At 67.6% G+C, this 16244-nt stretch carries 9 protein-coding genes, 4 pseudogenes and 2 riboswitches; of the genes and pseudogenes, 10 read left to right on the top strand and 3 right to left on the bottom strand.

The annotated features are described in order from the left end of the window. Window positions 1-141: 141 nt before the first annotated feature. The 9 genes and pseudogenes from ACFPGP_RS00065 to arsB all read left to right on the top strand — a co-directional run bounded on the left by ACFPGP_RS00065 (window position 142) and on the right by arsB (window position 12177). Window positions 142-1434, top strand: a complete 1293-nt coding sequence (locus ACFPGP_RS00065; RefSeq protein ID WP_378585211.1) for an aspartate aminotransferase family protein — start codon at window positions 142-144, stop codon at window positions 1432-1434. 331 nt (window positions 1435-1765) lie between these two features. Then, window positions 1766-1862, top strand: a riboswitch (glycine riboswitch). 1 nt (window position 1863) lies between these two features. Continuing rightward, window positions 1864-1960: riboswitch (glycine riboswitch) on the top strand. Window positions 1961-2010: 50 nt separating this feature from the next. Continuing rightward, on the top strand, window positions 2011-4890 hold the full coding sequence (gene gcvP, locus ACFPGP_RS00060) for an aminomethyl-transferring glycine dehydrogenase (RefSeq protein ID WP_378585209.1): 2880 nt from the start codon (window positions 2011-2013) through the stop codon (window positions 4888-4890). Beyond that, on the top strand, window positions 4887-6002 hold the full coding sequence (gcvT, locus tag ACFPGP_RS00055) for a glycine cleavage system aminomethyltransferase GcvT (protein ID WP_378585206.1): 1116 nt from the start codon (window positions 4887-4889) through the stop codon (window positions 6000-6002). Before gcvP ends, gcvT begins: the two co-directional genes overlap by 4 nt. A gap of 64 nt (window positions 6003-6066) precedes the next feature. Continuing rightward, entirely contained in the window at window positions 6067-6438 is a 372-nt protein-coding gene (gene gcvH, locus ACFPGP_RS00050) for a glycine cleavage system protein GcvH (protein ID WP_378585204.1), read from the top strand. Between the two features lies 1 nt (window position 6439). Beyond that, entirely contained in the window at window positions 6440-7711 is a 1272-nt protein-coding gene (gene glyA, locus ACFPGP_RS00045; RefSeq protein WP_378585201.1) for a serine hydroxymethyltransferase, read from the top strand. 1 nt (window position 7712) lies between these two features. After that, window positions 7713-8672 (top strand): lipoyl synthase, encoded by a 960-nt coding sequence (lipA, locus tag ACFPGP_RS00040; protein ID WP_378585198.1) that lies wholly within the window; start codon window positions 7713-7715, stop codon window positions 8670-8672. Next, complete coding sequence (locus ACFPGP_RS00035; RefSeq protein ID WP_378585195.1) at window positions 8653-10026, top strand: L-serine ammonia-lyase; 1374 nt, start codon at window positions 8653-8655, stop codon at window positions 10024-10026. The genes lipA and ACFPGP_RS00035 overlap by 20 nt, the downstream gene beginning before the upstream one ends. Before the next feature lie 55 nt (window positions 10027-10081). After that, window positions 10082-10324 (top strand): annotated as a pseudogene (locus ACFPGP_RS00030) (pyridoxal 5'-phosphate synthase lyase subunit PdxS); the annotation flags it as partial. 740 nt (window positions 10325-11064) lie between these two features. Next, the gene (arsB, locus tag ACFPGP_RS00025) at window positions 11065-12177 is read left to right on the top strand and encodes an ACR3 family arsenite efflux transporter (protein WP_378585194.1); all 1113 of its coding nucleotides are present in this window, start codon (window positions 11065-11067) and stop codon (window positions 12175-12177) included. A gap of 320 nt (window positions 12178-12497) precedes the next feature. Here arsB and ACFPGP_RS00020 read toward each other — a convergent pair. From ACFPGP_RS00020 to ACFPGP_RS00010, 3 genes and pseudogenes are all read right to left on the bottom strand, one after another. Then, window positions 12498-12734 (bottom strand): annotated as a pseudogene (locus ACFPGP_RS00020) (transposase); the annotation flags it as partial. 13 nt (window positions 12735-12747) lie between these two features. Next, window positions 12748-13818: an IS110 family RNA-guided transposase gene (locus tag ACFPGP_RS00015; RefSeq protein WP_378585191.1), complete on the bottom strand. Its 1071-nt coding sequence runs from the start codon at window positions 13816-13818 to the stop codon at window positions 12748-12750. A 313-nt stretch (window positions 13819-14131) separates the two neighbouring features. Continuing rightward, window positions 14132-15147, bottom strand: a pseudogene (locus tag ACFPGP_RS00010) (IS256 family transposase); the annotation flags it as partial. A 343-nt stretch (window positions 15148-15490) separates the two neighbouring features. Between ACFPGP_RS00010 and ACFPGP_RS00005 the strand changes: the two are divergent. Next, window positions 15491-16195: pseudogene (locus ACFPGP_RS00005) on the top strand (LLM class flavin-dependent oxidoreductase); the annotation flags it as partial. Between the last annotated feature and the right edge of the window lie 49 nt (window positions 16196-16244).

Here is a 16244-nt window from a genome sequence, read left to right as displayed (position 1 = left end):
CGGTCTACAGGGGAGGTGTCGTCCTACGCGCCATCACCATCTGGCTTCGCGAATAGGGAGACGCACCCTAACAGCTGTCCGGCATCGTGACCGTGCGACACACCGATGATCGGCTGCCGGCCCGGCCCTAGATTGAGCCGCATGACCGACTCCCTTGATGTCGCCCTCGGCGACGCCACGCGTCGCTACCGCGAACGCAACCCGAAGAGCGCGCGGCTCGCGCGTGCGGCGACCGAGGTGATGCCCGGCGGCAACACCAGGTCCGTGCTGCACACGGAGCCGTTCGGCATACGCGTCGATGGTGCCGAGGGAGCCGTGCTCACCACGGTCGATGGCGACCAGGTCGTTGACCTGCTCGGCGACTACTCGGCTGGTCTGCTGGGCCGTCGGCCCGAGGTGGCGGAGGCGGTGCGCGGGGTGCTTGACCGGGGGTGGGGGTACGGCGCGATGGGGGAGCCCGAGACGGCGTTCGCCCGGGCGCTGGTCGAGCGGTTTGTCTCGGTCGACCAAGTGCGCTTCACCAACTCGGGCAGCGAGGCGGACCTGATGGCGGTACTCACCGCCCGCCATGTCAGCGGGCGTGACCGGGTCGTCGTCTTCGACGGCGCCTACCACGGCGGTCCGATGACCTTCCTGCCCGGCAGTGCGCCGCTGCGGGTGCCGTTTGACTTCGCGGTCTTGCCTTACAACGACACCGCCGCCGTCGAGGCCGAGTTCACCAGTTGCGGCGACGAGATCGCCTGCGTCCTGGTCGAGCCGATGCTCGGCGCGGGTGGCTGCATCCCTGCCTCGCCGGCTTTCCTCTCGGCTCTTCGCTCACTCACCCGCGCACACGGCTCTCTTCTCGTCATGGACGAGGTGATGACGTCCCGGCTGGCCGTCGGCGGGGCGCAGCAGGTGTACGGCATCCACGCCGACCTGACGGTGCTGGGCAAGTACTTCGGCGGTGGCCTTTCCTTCGGGGCCTTCGGCGGGTCCCGGCACGTGATGGCCGCGTTCGATCCAGCCCAGGGTGGTCTCACCCATGGGGGCACCTTCAACAACAACGCCTTCACGATGGCCGTCGGTTCCGCGGTCACCGAGCTGCTCGACGCCGACACGCTCAAGCGGCTCAACGAACGCGGGGACCGGCTCAGGGACCAGCTGGCCCAGGCGATGGCCCCGGTTGGATTCTGCGTGACGGGCGTCGGCTCCATGATGACGATTCGCCCCGCTCCGGGACCCGTAGAGCGGTGGTCCGACATCGCGGGTGTCGATCCCCGCTGGCGCCGCCTGCTCTTCCACGACCTGCTCGCCCGGGGCTACTACATAGCAGAGCGCGGCTACCTGGCCCTCAGCCTTGCCCTCACCGAGCAGCACCTCGACGGATTCATCGCTGCAGCGCGGGCCTTCGCCGAAGAACACGCCGACCTCGTCGCTTCGAGGCCCAGGTAGAAGGGCTCGGAACCCGTCGGGTTCGTCTCCCACGACCCGGTGAGCCGCCTGCCGAGTAGCCTGGACAGTGAAGCTGCCCGAGGCCGTGACCCAGCCGCGTCTTCGCCGAATGAGTTCCTCAGGCAAACGGTTCAGGACCGGACGGGCGGCAAGGGCGCGCAGTTGCGGCTGGAATGACGCAACCTCCCTGGTGCGCGGAGTGCGGCATAGCGGATGTCCGCCAAGAACGTGGTCAGCGGCCGGATCCTAATGGACCCCTGGCCCTCATGGTTGACCAAGATTGCTTGGTCGACTAGCGTTTCACCTACACAACTGAAGACCATTCGCCGCTTGAATAACAGCGGGAGAGTCCTCGCTTTACACGAGCGAGGCGCCGAAGGAGCAACTCTCCCCGAGAATCTCTCAGGCCCCGTTACCGCTGTTGTGAGGCGAACTCTGGAAAGTCAGGACTTGTGTCCTGCACCCACGGTGCAAACCGCCCACTCGGCGGTGAAGCTCTCAGGTTTCCGATGACAGAGCGGGGAGGCCACTCATGAGGTGTCGCGTCAGCGACACCACGATCAGGAGCCTCCCGCTATGGCATTATTCAATGCAGAATCCTGCGACCGCGGTTTCGCTGGCCGTCATATTGGTATCGACGCCGACGGTCGCGCCAAGATGCTCGCCCAGATCGGATTTGCCGATCTGGAAAGCCTGGTGGACGCGGCCGTCCCACGAGGAATCCGCACCACCACCGGTCTTCGGCTTCCTGCCCCGGTCACGGAGGCCGAGGCAGCCGAGGAGCTCGCAGCCCTCGCCGGACGCAACGTCGTCTCGGTGCCGATGATCGGTCTCGGTTACCACCCCACGATCACTCCTGCCGTGATCCGACGCAACGTGCTCGAGGACCCGGCCTGGTACACCGCGTACACGCCGTACCAGCCGGAAGTCAGCCAGGGCCGACTCGAGGCGCTGCTGAACTTCCAGACCATGGTGGGCGATCTGACCGGTCTGCCGATGTCGAACGCATCCCTCCTGGACGAGTGCACCGCCGTCGCGGAGGCCGTGATGGTCATGCGCAGGGGATCGGCGTCGAAGTCCAGCAAGGTGCTGGTCGACACCGACACCCTGCCGCAGACCTTCGACGTTCTCCGGACCCGAGCCACGGCGGTAGGAGTGCAGGTCGTCGAGATCGACCCCGACCAGCCGCTGCCGACGGATGACTTCTTCGGTCTGGTGCTCTCCTATCCCGGCGCCTCCGGGGCTGTCCGCGACCACGAGCAGCTCATCCGCGCTGCTCACGACCGCGGCGCTCTGGTCACCGTCGCCGCCGATCTCCTGGCGCTGACGATTCTGCGCCCTCCGGGGGAGTTCGGCGCCGACATCGCGGTCGGATCGACCCAGCGCTTCGGCGTGCCCATGTTCTACGGTGGCCCTCACGCCGGCTTCATCGCGGTGGGTGACGGGTTGCAACGTCACCTGCCCGGCCGTCTGGTCGGAGTCTCTAGGGACAGCGACGGAAGGCCGGCGTACCGCCTGGCCCTGCAGACCCGGGAGCAGCACATCCGGCGTGACAAGGCGACCTCGAACATCTGCACCGCCCAGGTGCTGCTGGCGGTCGTGGCTTCCATGTACGCCGTGTACCACGGCCCCGACGGACTCAGGCGCATCGCCGAGCGCGTCCACGCGCACGCCACCGCGATCGCGAGCGGGCTCCGGGCGACCGGCATCCCGGTCGTGCACGGCGCCTACTTCGACACGCTGCTCGTGCGAGTCCCGGGTCGCGCCGATGAGGTGCTCGCCGCCGCCAACGCCAAGGGGCTGCGGCTGCGACGCGTGGATGCCGACCAGGTGGGCGTCAGCTGCTCGGAGGTCACCACGAGCGCCCACGTGGAACTGGTGCTCGAGGCGTTCGGCTCCCGTGCGGTGGCCGACGGGTCCGAACAGGAGTCCCAGGATCGGGTGCCCTCCTCGCTGCACCGCGACAGCCCGTTCCTCACCCACCCGGTCTTCCACGCCCATCGCTCCGAGACCGAGATGCTGCGCTACCTGCGCCGACTCTCGGCCCGCGACTTCGCGCTCGACCGCGGCATGATCCCGCTGGGCTCGTGCACGATGAAGCTGAACGCGACCACCGAGATGGAGCCGATCAGTCTGCCTGGCTTCGCGAACATGCATCCGTTCGCCCCCGCGGAGGACGCATCCGGCTACGCCGAACTCGTGCGCCAGCTGGAGGCGTGGTTGGCGGAGGTCACGGGCTATGCCGCCGTGTCGATCCAGCCCAACGCCGGCTCGCAGGGGGAGCTGGCCGGTCTGCTGGCCATCAGAGGCTGGCACCGGGATCGGGGCGAGGATCAACGGGACATCTGCTTGATCCCATCCAGCGCGCACGGAACAAATGCGGCGTCCGCTGTCCTGGCCGGCATGCGCGTAGTGGTCGTCGGTTCCCACGACGACGGCACGATCGACCTGGCGGACCTGGAGGAGAAGTGCGTCGAGCACACCGACAACCTGGCCGCGATCATGGTGACCTATCCGTCGACACATGGGGTCTATGAGGAAAGCATCACCCGGCTCTGCGACCTCGTCCACGCGCATGGGGGACAGGTGTACGTCGACGGGGCGAACCTCAACGCCCTGCTCGGTATTGCCAAGCCGGGCGAGTTCGGTGGCGACGTCTCCCACCTGAACCTGCACAAGACCTTCTGCATCCCGCACGGCGGAGGCGGCCCCGGGGTGGGGCCGGTCGCGGTGGCGGAACACCTGGTGCCGTATCTGCCGACCCACCCCCTCCATCCGGAGGCCGCCCGTCGCGCGAGTGATGGGAGCATCAGCGCTGCTCCCTACGGTTCGGCAGGGATCCTTCCCATCCCGTGGGCCTACATCCGGATGATGGGTGGGCCCGGATTGACCGAATGCACCCAGGTCGCCGTGCTCAGCGCCAACTACGTCGCCCAGCGGTTGGCGCCGCACTTCCCGATCCTGTTCACCGGTGCAGGGGGGCTGGTCGCACACGAGTGCATCGTCGACATCCGACCGGTCACCGCGAAGACCGGGGTCACCGTCGAGGATGTCGCCAAGCGCCTGATCGACTACGGCTTCCACGCCCCCACGATGTCCTTCCCGGTTGCGGGAACGCTGATGATCGAGCCGACCGAGTCCGAAAGCCTCGCCGAGCTCGACCGGTTCTGCGACGCGATGATCGCGATCGGCGCCGAGATCGAGCAGGTCGCCGCGGGCACGTGGTCGGTGCAGGACAGTCCGCTGCGCCAGGCGCCGCACACCCTCGCGGATGTCGTCGGTTCATGGGGTCGCTCGTACCCACGGGAGGTCGGCGTGTTCCCGGCCGGCATGGATGCCGACAAGTACTGGCCTCCCGTCGGCCGCATCGAGAACGCCCACGGCGACCGAAACCTGGTCTGCTCGTGCCCGCCGCCCGAAGCATTCGTCGCTGGACCGAATGGAACCCCGTCATGACGTCACGCTCCGTCGCGAAGGCCACGCCGCTGCACGACATTCATCAGCGGCTGGGCGCGACGCTCACGGACTTTGCCGGCTGGTCCATGCCGCTGAAGTACACCTCTGAGGTTGCCGAGCACCACGCGGTCCGGCGTGCGGCTGGCCTGTTCGATCTGTCGCACATGGGTGAGCTCGAGCTGAGCGGCCCCGGGGCCGGAGCCGCACTCGACTACGCCCTGGTCAGCAAGCCGTCGGGGATGCGAGTCGGACAGGCCCGCTACTCCATGCTCGTGTCCGCCGACGGGGGCATCCTCGACGACCTCGTCGTCTATCGACTCGACGAAGACAAGTTCCTGGTGGTGGCCAACGCGGCCAATGTGGCGACCGTGCACGAGGAGCTGGTGACACGAGCCGCCGGCCACACGACCGAGGTTCGCAACGCCTCGGCCGACTGGAGCCTGATCGCGGTCCAGGGCCCCTGCTCGCCGCAGATCGTCGCCGAGGCGACCGGGGATGACGTCTCGGGTCTCACCTACTACTCCGTCGCCCGGGCGAAGATCGGCACGCACGACGTGCTGCTCGCCCGCACCGGGTACACCGGCGAGGACGGTTTCGAGGTCTACTGCGCGGCCGGTGCCGCCGTAGAGATCTGGTCGAGGCTCAGCGACCTGGGCAGTCCGCGAGGGCTGGTCACCGCCGGCCTCGCCTGCCGCGACTCCCTTCGGCTCGAGGCGGGCATGCCGCTGTACGGCCAGGAGCTGACCTCCGACGTCAATCCGTTCGACGTCGGTCTCGGCAGGGTCGTGGTGTTTGACAAGCCCGGCGGCTCTGTCGGCGCCGACGCACTTGCTGCGGCCCGTGACGCCGACCGCACCCGCCGCCTGGTCGGTCTGTCGAGTGTCGGACGGCGCGCGCCGCGGACCGGCCACGCAGTGCTGCGTCCCGGAACCGGTGAGCGGATCGGGACGGTCACCAGCGGCGTTCCGTCGCCGACCCTCGGACATGCGGTCGCCATGGCAATCGTCGACGCGGACGACGTCGAGCCGGGCGCCGCACTGGAGATCGACGTCCGCGGGCGGACCGAGCAGGTCGAAGTAGTCAAGCTGCCGTTCTATCGACGCGATCGCTGATCCGCGTGCGGCAGCACCCCCCCCCCCCCCCGAGCGAACATCCACCAGTCCTAGGAGACCTTCCATGACCATCCCCACCGACCTTCACTACACCGAACAGCACGAGTGGCTCCAGCTCGACGGCGACACCGCGCGCGTCGGCGTGACCGCCTACGCCGCCGACGCCCTCGGCGACGTGGTGTTCATCGAGCTCCCCGACGTCGGCAGCAAGATCTCCGCCGGGGAAACCTGTGGCGAGCTCGAATCGACCAAGTCCGTCAGTGACCTCTTCGCTCCCGCCGACGGCGAGGTGCTCGAGATCAACCAGGCAGTCGTGGACGACCCCGCACTGCTGAACGACGATCCGTTCGAAACCGGATGGCTCTTCGTCATGCGCGTGAAGGGCTCGCCGCAGCTGCTGGACGCCACCGCCTACGCCGAGCTGACCGAAGCCTGAGATGAGCATGCTCGACGAGTCCCTGGCGTCCTACGACCCGGAGGTCCACGCCGCGATCCGTGCGGAGCTGGATCGTCAGCAGTCCACCCTCGAACTCATCGCGAGCGAGAACTTCGCACCCGTCGCGGTCATGGAGGCTCAGGGGTCGGTCCTGACCAACAAGTACGCGGAGGGTTACCCCGGACGGCGCTACTACGGCGGATGCGAGCACGTGGACGTCACCGAGCAGCTCGCCATCTCGCGGGTAAAGGAGCTGTTCGGCGCGGAGCACGCCAACGTCCAGCCACATTCCGGCGCCCAGGCCAACGCCGCCACGATGTCCGCCCTCCTGCAGCCGGGCGACACCATCCTCGGCCTCGACCTGGCACACGGAGGACACCTCACCCACGGCATGCGCCTCAACTTCTCCGGCAGGCTGTACGACGTCGTGGCCTACCACGTCGACGACACCACCTACCGCGTGGACATGGCGGAGGTGGAGCGACTGGCTCTCGAGCACCAGCCGAAGCTGATCGTGGCTGGGTGGTCGGCCTATCCGCGGCAGCTGGACTTCCCCGAGTTCCGCCGGATCGCCGACCTGGTAGGCGCCTACCTGATGGTCGACATGGCCCACTTCGCCGGCCTTGTCGCCGCCGGCCAGCACCCGAATCCCGTGCCCCATGCCGACGTGGTGACGACCACCACCCACAAGACGCTGGGCGGCCCCCGAGGTGGCGTCATCCTCACGAACCGGTCGGACCTTGCCAAGAAGATCAACAGCGCAGTCTTCCCGGGACAGCAGGGTGGCCCCCTCGAGCATGTCATCGCGGCGAAGGCGGTGGGCTTCAAGCTGGCTGCGTCGCCGGAGTTCCGCGAGCGCCAGATCCGGACCCTGCAGGGTGCGAGCATCATCGCGCGTCGACTGACGGCCTCGGACATGGCGGAGGCCGGGGTGTCGGTGCTCACCGGAGGCACCGAGGTCCATCTGGTGCTCGTCGACCTTCGTGACTCCGAACTGGACGGCCAGCAGGCCGAGGACCGGCTCCATGGGATCGGACTGACCGTGAACCGGAACGCGGTCCCGTTCGATCCGCGACCTCCCATGGTCACGTCCGGGTTGCGGATCGGTACTCCGGCTCTCGCTACGCGGGGCTTCACCGTGGAGGACTTCGCCGAGGTCGCCGACGTGATCGCGGAGGCGCTCGTACCCGCGTTCGACGAAGGCACGGCGTCCAAGCTGCGGAACCGTGTGTCCGCGCTGGCCGCTGCGCGGCCGCTGTACCCGGACCTGTGAGATGACCACCGCAACCGCCGGTTTGGCGCCCGAGGGCCGCAAGCTCCTGAGGCTCGAGGTGCGCAACGCCGAGACCCCCATCGAGCGCAAGCCGGAGTGGATCAAGACGCGGGCGAAGATGGGGCCCGAGTTCAAGCAGCTCCAGGGCCTCGTGAAGTCCGAGGGGCTGCACACGGTGTGCCAGGAGGCGGGCTGCCCCAACATCTACGAGTGCTGGGAGGACCGCGAGGCGACCTTCCTCATCGGCGGCGACCAGTGCACGCGGCGCTGCGACTTCTGTCAGATCGACACCGGCAAGCCGCAGCCGCTGGACCGCGACGAGCCGCGCCGGGTGGCCGAGTCGGTGCAGAAGATGGAGCTGCGCTACGCGACCATCACCGGCGTCGCCCGCGACGACCTCGAGGACGGTGGTGCCTGGCTGTACGCCGAGACCGTGCGGGCGATCCACGCGGTCAACCCGGGCACCGGGATCGAGAACCTCATCCCCGACTTCAACGGCAAGCCGGACCTGCTGCGCGAGGTCTTCGAGTCGCGTCCCGAGGTCCTGGCCCACAACGTCGAGACCGTGCCCCGGATCTTCAAGCGGATCCGCCCGGCGTTCCGCTACGAGCGCTCCCTCGACGTCATCACCCAGGCCCGCGACTTCGGCCTGGTCACGAAGTCCAACCTCATCCTCGGCATGGGCGAGACCCGCGAGGAGGTCTCGCAGGCGCTGCGCGACCTGCACGAGGCCGGCTGCGAGCTGGTCACGATCACGCAGTACCTCCGCCCCTCGCCGCGCCACCACCCGGTCGAGCGCTGGGTCAAGCCCGAGGAGTTCGTCGAGCTCAAGGACGAGGCCGACGAGATCGGCTTCTCCGGTGTGCTGTCCGGACCGCTGGTGCGCTCGTCGTACCGCGCCGGACGCCTGTACCACCTGGCCATGAACCGAAGGAGCAGCGATGACGCTCAGTGCATTTGATCTCTACTCGGTGGGGATCGGCCCCTCGTCGTCGCACACGGTCGGGCCGATGCGGGCCGCCAAGCGGTTCGTCGACGGCCTGGCGGCCGAAGGGATTCTCGGCACCGTGAGCCGGGTGCGGGCCGAGCTGTTCGGCTCTCTCGGTGCCACCGGACACGGCCATGGTTCGGCCAAGGCCGTCGTCCTCGGTCTGGAGGGGGAGGACCCGGCCACGGTGGACACGGAGTCGGCCGACGACCGTGTGGCTGGCAACCATGCCCGTCGCAGGCTCAACCTCGCTGGCACGCACGAGATCCCGTTCGATCCAGACACGGATCTGGTGTTGCACCGGCGCAAGTCCCTGCCCGCGCATCCGAATGGCATGATCTTCCGGGCCTACGACGCCGACGGGGTGAGCGTGGCCGAACGCACTTACTTCTCGGTGGGTGGCGGCTTCGTCGTCGACGAGGACGCAACGGGGTCCGATCGGGTGGTGCCGGATCAGACCCAGGTGCGCTACCCATTCACCTCGGGGGCCGAGCTGCTCGCCATCTGCAGCCGCGAAGGACTCAGGGTCAGTGACGTGATGCTGGCCAACGAGCTGGCCTGGCGCACCGAGGCTGAAGTACGCCGAGGCCTGCTCCACCTGTGGTCGGTGATGGAGGCTTGCGTCGAGGCGGGCAGCCGCCGCGAGGGTGTCCTGCCCGGCGGGCTCAAGGTGCCCCGGAGGGCGCCGGCTCTGTTTCGCGAGCTGTCGAGCGGCCGGGGATCCGCCGATCCCTTTCGGGTGATGGATTGGGTCAACCTGTTCGCCTTGGCCGTGAACGAAGAGAACGCGTCCGGCGGACGCATTGTCACCGCCCCCACGAACGGCGCGGCAGGGATTGTCCCGGCCGTCCTGCACTACTACGTCCAGTTCGTCCCCGGCGCAGATGAGGACGGCATCGTCCGCTTCCTGCTCACCGCCGCGGCCGTCGGCATCCTCTTCAAGGAGAATGCCTCCATCTCCGGGGCGGAGGTCGGCTGCCAGGGCGAGGTGGGATCGGCCTGCTCCATGGCCGCTGGGGCGCTGTGCGAAGTGCTGGGAGGGACTCCTGCACAGGTCGAGAACGCCGCCGAAGTCGGCATCGAGCACAACTTGGGACTGACTTGTGACCCCATCGGTGGACTGGTCCAGATCCCGTGCATCGAGCGCAATGCGATCGCCTCGATCAAGGCCATCAATGCCGCACGCCTGGCTATCAACGGAGACGGTTCCCACAAGGTGAGCCTCGACAAGGCGATCCGCACCATGCGGGAGACCGGGCGTGACATGTCCACGAAGTACAAGGAGACCTCCCGTGGCGGACTCGCCGTCAACCTCATCGAATGCTGAGGAGCACCCCGTGAACGGCGACGGCAGCACCGGTGCGACGCGCGCGAAGCGCGGCATGGCAGAGATGCTCAAGTATGGCGTGATCATGGACGTGATCACCGCCGAGCAGGCAAAGATCGCCGAGGACGCCGGAGCGGTCGCCGTGATGGCGCTGGAACGGGTGCCCGCCGACATCCGCGTGCAGGGCGGGATCCCCCGGATGAGCGACCCAGACCTGATCGACTCGATCATCGCGGCGGTGTCGATCCCGGTGATGGCCAAGGCCCGGATCACGCCCGCGGTGGCCAGGTGGGTCTTGCTGGTGCCGGGCGGTCCCAGGAACATCACGATCTGCTTGCCGGCGATGAAGTCCAGGGTGCCCAGGTGGGCGATCACGTCGCGCTTGAAGCCCGCGGGCGGGGTGGAAGTCGAACTCCTCCAGGCTCTTGCGGGCCGGGAATCGGGCGGCCCGGATCCGGCCCACGCCGCCGTGGGACTCGCGCGCGGAGATCTCGCGCTCAGGCAGGCGACCAGGAACCTCCACAGGGTCACGCAGGGGTTCATTTTCGATCAGGGGCTGGTTTCACCCTCGTCGACAAAGGCCAGCGCGGCGCAGGTAACCCGACGGCCAGTCCGGCCTGGCCGCCACCGACCACCGCGACGTCAATCTCCTCGGTCACGTCATCTCTCAAGACAGTGCACGGCGCCCGACGTACCCGCGCCGGCCGCGATCAGCGGCAGACGAGGTCGGCACATATGGTCGACTCGTGCCTATGAGGCAGTCCGCGACCGTCGTGCTCATTCCTCGAGCCTAGCCACGGCACGCTGTCCTGAGACGCGACTTGGCCAACGACATCGCCCCTGTCAACGTGCACCCATGTCGAACTCTGCTGTCGCGGTCCGCGAGCTGCCGCTCGCCAAAGATCCGCTGGCCTGCTGCGTGCCCCTGGCCCGTGAGCCGATCAGTCACGAGCAGGCCGCAGGTGCCGTTCCGATGCTCCAGGCAATGGCTGCCCTCGGCAGCCTCTTCACAACCAACCTGACCCACGAGGAGCAGGGATGAGTGACACCGTGCGCGAGACCCCGGCCGCCGACGCGGAGAACCCGGTCCTGAAGCGGCTCTCGACCCTCGACCGGTTCCTGCCGGTGTGGATCGGTGTCGCCATGGTTTCCGGACTGCTGCTCGGACGCTGGGTGACCGGTCTCGACGACGCGCTGGCCGCGGCCGAGGTCGGCTCGGTCTCCCTGCCGATCGCGATCGGCCTGCTGGTGATGATGTATCCGGTGCTGGCCAAGGTCCGCTACAACGAGCTGGGCCATGTCACCGGTGACCGGCGGATGCTCGGCACCTCGATCCTGCTCAACTGGGTCCTCGGCCCGGCCCTGATGTTCACACTGGCCTGGCTGACGCTCCCGGACCTTCCCGAGTACCGCACCGGCCTGATCATCGTTGGCCTCGCGCGCTGCATCGCGATGGTCCTCATCTGGAACGACCTGGCCTGCGGCGACCGCGAGGCCGCCGCGATCCTCGTCGCCCTCAACGCGGTCTTCCAGATCCTCGCCTTCGCGGTGCTGGGCTATTTCTACCTCCAAGTCCTGCCGAGCTGGCTGGGCCTCGACCAGGAGATCCTTCAGGTCTCCATGTGGGACATCGCCAAGTCGGTCCTGATCTTCCTCGGCATCCCGCTGCTGGCCGGCTACCTCACCCGCACCTTCGGAGAACGAGCCAAGGGCCGCGAGTGGTACGAGACCACCTTCCTGCCCCGCATCGGACCGGCTGCGCTCTACGGGCTGCTCTTCACCATCGTCCTGCTCTTCGCGCTCCAGGGCGACACCATCACCAACCAGCCACTCGACGTCGCCCGGATCGCCCTCCCGCTGCTGGCCTACTTTGCCCTGATGTGGGGCGGCTCGATGCTGCTCACCAAGGTGCTCGGGTTCGACTACCAGCGGGCCACCGCCGTCTCCTTCACCGCTGCCGGCAACAACTTCGAGCTCGCCATCGCCGTAGCGATCGGCGTCTTCGGAGTGACCTCGGGCCAGGCGCTGGCCGGCGTCGTCGGACCCCTCATCGAGGTCCCCGTCCTGGTCGGGCTGGTCTACGTGAGCCTGTGGACCCGCCGCTTCTTCACCGAGGACGCCATTTCCCGTTCCATCCCGACAGGAGCGTGAGGACGACGGCGGCCAGGACGAAGACACCATCCGCGACATCATCGCCGACATCGACGGCCGGGTGCGGGACTTGCTCACCCAACTGGTTCCCGACCTCCAACTGCCGCCGTCAAGGCTCGCCTCCAGTTCCTTATCGAGCGCCGAGCAGACCGCGCATTTATTCCGGTCCGGCAACCCCGTTACGCGCGGGTTCGACAGTTCGTTCGGACGCTTGAGGAGTTCTCGAATGTGAGCCTGTGCGTGCGACGAAGGCATCTTCCGAGGTCGAGTCCACGGTCGTGGTGGATGAAGAGGCCACCGCGTGATCCGGTGGCTGCACTCTAGGCAGTGAGTGCGGCGGGTGTCAGGTCCTCCTTCTCGGTGGTGGTCTCGTCGGTGTTGATCAAGGCGATGCGGGAGCGGGCGAGGACGTCGAGTCCGAGGTAGCGGCGGCCTTCGGCCCAGTCGTCGTGCTGCTCGGCCAGGACGGCTCCGATGAGCCGGATCGCTGAGTTGCGGTCGGGGAAGATCCCGACCACGTCGGTGCGGCGGCGGATCTCGCGGTTGAGCCGCTCGACTCTTCTATGTTTGTCAAGCCGGGGATGGTTCGGCATGGATGGCTTCCAGCGTTCGGTAGATCCGGCGGGCGAGGTAGCGCTTGAGACAGCGTCGGATCTCCTTGGTCGTGCGCCCTTCAGCGCGTCGTCTCTCGACGTAGGCGCGTGTTTCGGGGTGGTGGGTCATACGGGTCACGGTGGCCATGTGAAGCGCTCGGTTGAGCCTCCTGTCGCCACCACGGTTCAGCCTGTGCCGGGTGGTGTTCCCTGACGACGCCGGGATCGGGCTGACGCCGGCGAGTGCGGCGAAAGCGGCCTCGGTGCGCACTCGTCCGGGGTGTGACCACGCGGCGTAGACGACCGCGGCGGTGACGGGTCCGATGCCGGTCTTGTCCAGCAGCGGCGCGGCCTGGCTCTGCTTGATCAGCGCCTTGAGCTGCGCCTGGTTGTCCGCGAGCTCCTCGTCGAGGACGCCGATGCGCTTGGCCAAGCGGACGGCCTCAGCCCGTGCAACCGAGAGCGCGAGCTCTTCGGCGCGGGTACGCCAGGCGGCGACCTCGCGGATCTGAGCGTTGGTCAACGGCTTGCGGGCGTCCGTTCCAAGGTCAACCGCGCGCAGCAGAGCGGTGAGCGCATTGACGCACGATGTGCGCTCGGTGCTCATCTGCTCGCGGGCGGTAGTCAGTACCCGCAGAGCGGCCCGCACGCCGTCGTCAGCGCGGGGGCGGCGCAATCGGGTGACGTCGAGTGGTAGCACCGCAGCAGCGATGCGGTGCGCGTCCAGCGGGTCGGACTTGCCGACACTGCGGTGTCCGCGTGCATCCATCCGTGCGGCCTCGGCAACCTCGTAGCCGGCGTCGGCCACTGCGCGTGCGAGCCGGGTCCCGTAGGTTGCGACGCACTCGATGACCCACAAGGCGCCCATGTCACCGCCGGTGAGGCGAGCAGCCCACGCCAGCGCTCGTCGAAAGCCAGCGTGAGTGGTCGGGAACTCTTCGGCGGCGAGCAGCTCGCCAGTACCTGCCGCCAAGATGGCGTAGGTGTGATTGCGGGCGTGGGTGTCCACGCCGATGACGTACGGGTAGGAATGCGCGACGATGGCCACGGCGGTTCGTGACTCCTTCCAGACATGGATGATGGTGCGGCCGCTGCGGGCCGGCGCAGGCCTGGATGGAAGTCACTTCGGGGCAGAACTGTGAGGAGTCACGACCCTGCTACGCGGCAGGGACGGACAGTCTTCTGATCAAGCCATCGGAGTGGGCCGGGTCGGCGCCGGCCACCCCGTCCCCGGCCGGACAAGTCGAACGAAAGGCACCCTCACGGAGCCAGTTGGGGTTCGAGTCACGACCACTGGACGAAGCGACACGGCGCTCACCCTGCCAGCCGGTTCCAGACCAGCTGCTCCAAGACTCACAGTTGGGGTTGTTGGACCAGAGCTGGCGCCAGATCTCTTTCGGGAACGCGGTGAACGCCAAGATGTCCGGGCGGGCGTCCTCGAGGTGCTCGGCGACCGCGGGGAGCTTCTCGGCCAGGGTGTCGATGACCCGGTCGAACTGGGCGTGCACGGCCTTGGCGTCGGGCTGGTCGTAGATCGAGTGCAGCATCGCCTTGACCCAGCCCCACGACGACTTCGGGGTGGCGGACATGAGGTTGGCGGCGTAGTGGGTGCGGCACCGTTGCCAGGCCGCACCGTCCAGGGTGCGGCCATCGCGGCGACCAGGCCACTGTGGGCATCTGAGGTGACGAGCTTGACGCCGCTCAGGCCGCGGGCGTTCAGGCCCCGGAACAGGGTCAGCCAACCGGCTTCGGACTCGGCCGAGCAGATGTCCAGGCCGAGGATCGCGCGGTGTCCATCGGCGTTGACGCCTGTGGCGACCAGGACGTGGGTGTTGACCACCCGGCCTCCCTCGCGGACCTTCATCGTCAACGCGTCCGCGGCCAGGAACGTGTACGGCCCCTGGTCAAGTGGCCGGGTCCGGAAGTCCTCGACGTGGGCATCGAGTTCCTTGGCCATCACCGAGACCTGCGACTTCGACAGCCGGGTGATGCCGAGTGTCTCGACCAGCTTCTCCATCCGCCGCGTCGAGACCCCGAGCAGGTAGCAGGTCGCGACCACCGTGGTCAGCGCCCGCTCGGCCCGCCGCCGTCGCTCGAGGAGCCAGTCGGGGAAGTAGGACCCCTCCCGGAGCTTGGGGATCGCGACCTCCATCGTGCCGGTCCGGGTGTCGAAGTCCCGGGTCCGGTAGCCGTTGCGGGAGTTGGTCCGCTCCGGGGACCGTTCGCCGTAGCCGGCGCCACAGATCGCGTCGGCCTCGGCCGACATCAACGCCTGCACGAACGTGGACAACATGCTGCGGAGCAGGTCGGGCTCGGCGCGCTGGAGGTGCTCGGCCATGAACGTGGGCAGGTCAATAGAGTTGGGGTCGACGGTCATCGTGGTGACTCCTTCAGTCGTGCTTTCGCAGGTCTTCTGAAGGATCACGCGGTGGCCGTCGCTGTGTCAGGACGCCACGCTCAGGTCGGGCCCGTCGTACACCACGCCCTTGGACTCAACTTCTTCCGATGCGGTTGGCCGCCGTGGTTGTCGATAGTGGAGGGACGCGAAAGGGCGAACTGTCGCCTCCAGGTCGCCTCCGACCTGAACGGTGTCAGGCTTGCAGTTCAAGACTCGAAGGCACCCCGACAAGCAGAGCACTCGGCCCGGCGCCTGCCCTTCAACGTCATCCTGCGTGCGGGCATCGCCCATGAAGGCCAGAACGGAACTAGGAAAGGGTTCGATGTTGAAGATCGGCTACAAGGCATCTGCGGAGCAGTTTGGGCCACGTCAACTGGTCGAGTATGCGGTGTTTGCCGAACAACTGGGCCTCGACAGTGTGGTCATCTCGGACCGCTTTCTTCCTTGGAGGCACAACGGTGGACACGCACCGTTCTCCCTGGCGTGGATGGCGGCGGTCGGAGAACGCACCTCCCGCGTGCAGATCGGAACGAGTGTGTTGACTCCCACGTTCCGCTACAACCCGGCTGTATTGGCCCAGGCGTTCGCGACCATGGCGCTGCTCGCGCCCGATCGCATCATGATGGGCATCGGCAGCGGTGAGGCCCTCAACGAGATCGCAGTTTCTGGCCGCGAGTGGCCGGACTTCAAGGAACGTTACGGGCGCCTGCGTGAGGCGGTCAGGTTGATGCGTCGACTCTGGACTGAGGACAGCGTTTCGGTTGAGGGCGACTACTACACCCTGGTCAACGCGCAGATCTATGACCGCCCCGGGCGACCCGTACCCATTTACATTGCTGCGGGGGGCCCGCAGATGGCGAAGTACGTCGGACTCGAGGGAGACGGGTTCATCTGCACGTCGGGCAAGGGCATGGAACTCTACAACGACAAGCTGATGCCTTCGTTGGCTGAGGGTGCCGAGGCCAGTGGTCGCTCCGTGGCGGACATCGACCGTATGATCGAAGTCAAGATTTCTGGCTCATCTGACGCTTCCGTGGGTGGTTGATCGCGCCTGAATGGCCGCACGCCGTTCCCGC

It is taken from the genome of Nocardioides taihuensis (assembly GCF_042657275.1).
In the GTDB taxonomy this organism is placed as follows: Bacteria; Actinomycetota; Actinomycetes; order Propionibacteriales; family Nocardioidaceae; genus Nocardioides; species Nocardioides taihuensis.
This window is presented reverse-complemented; position numbering and strand designations above follow the sequence as displayed.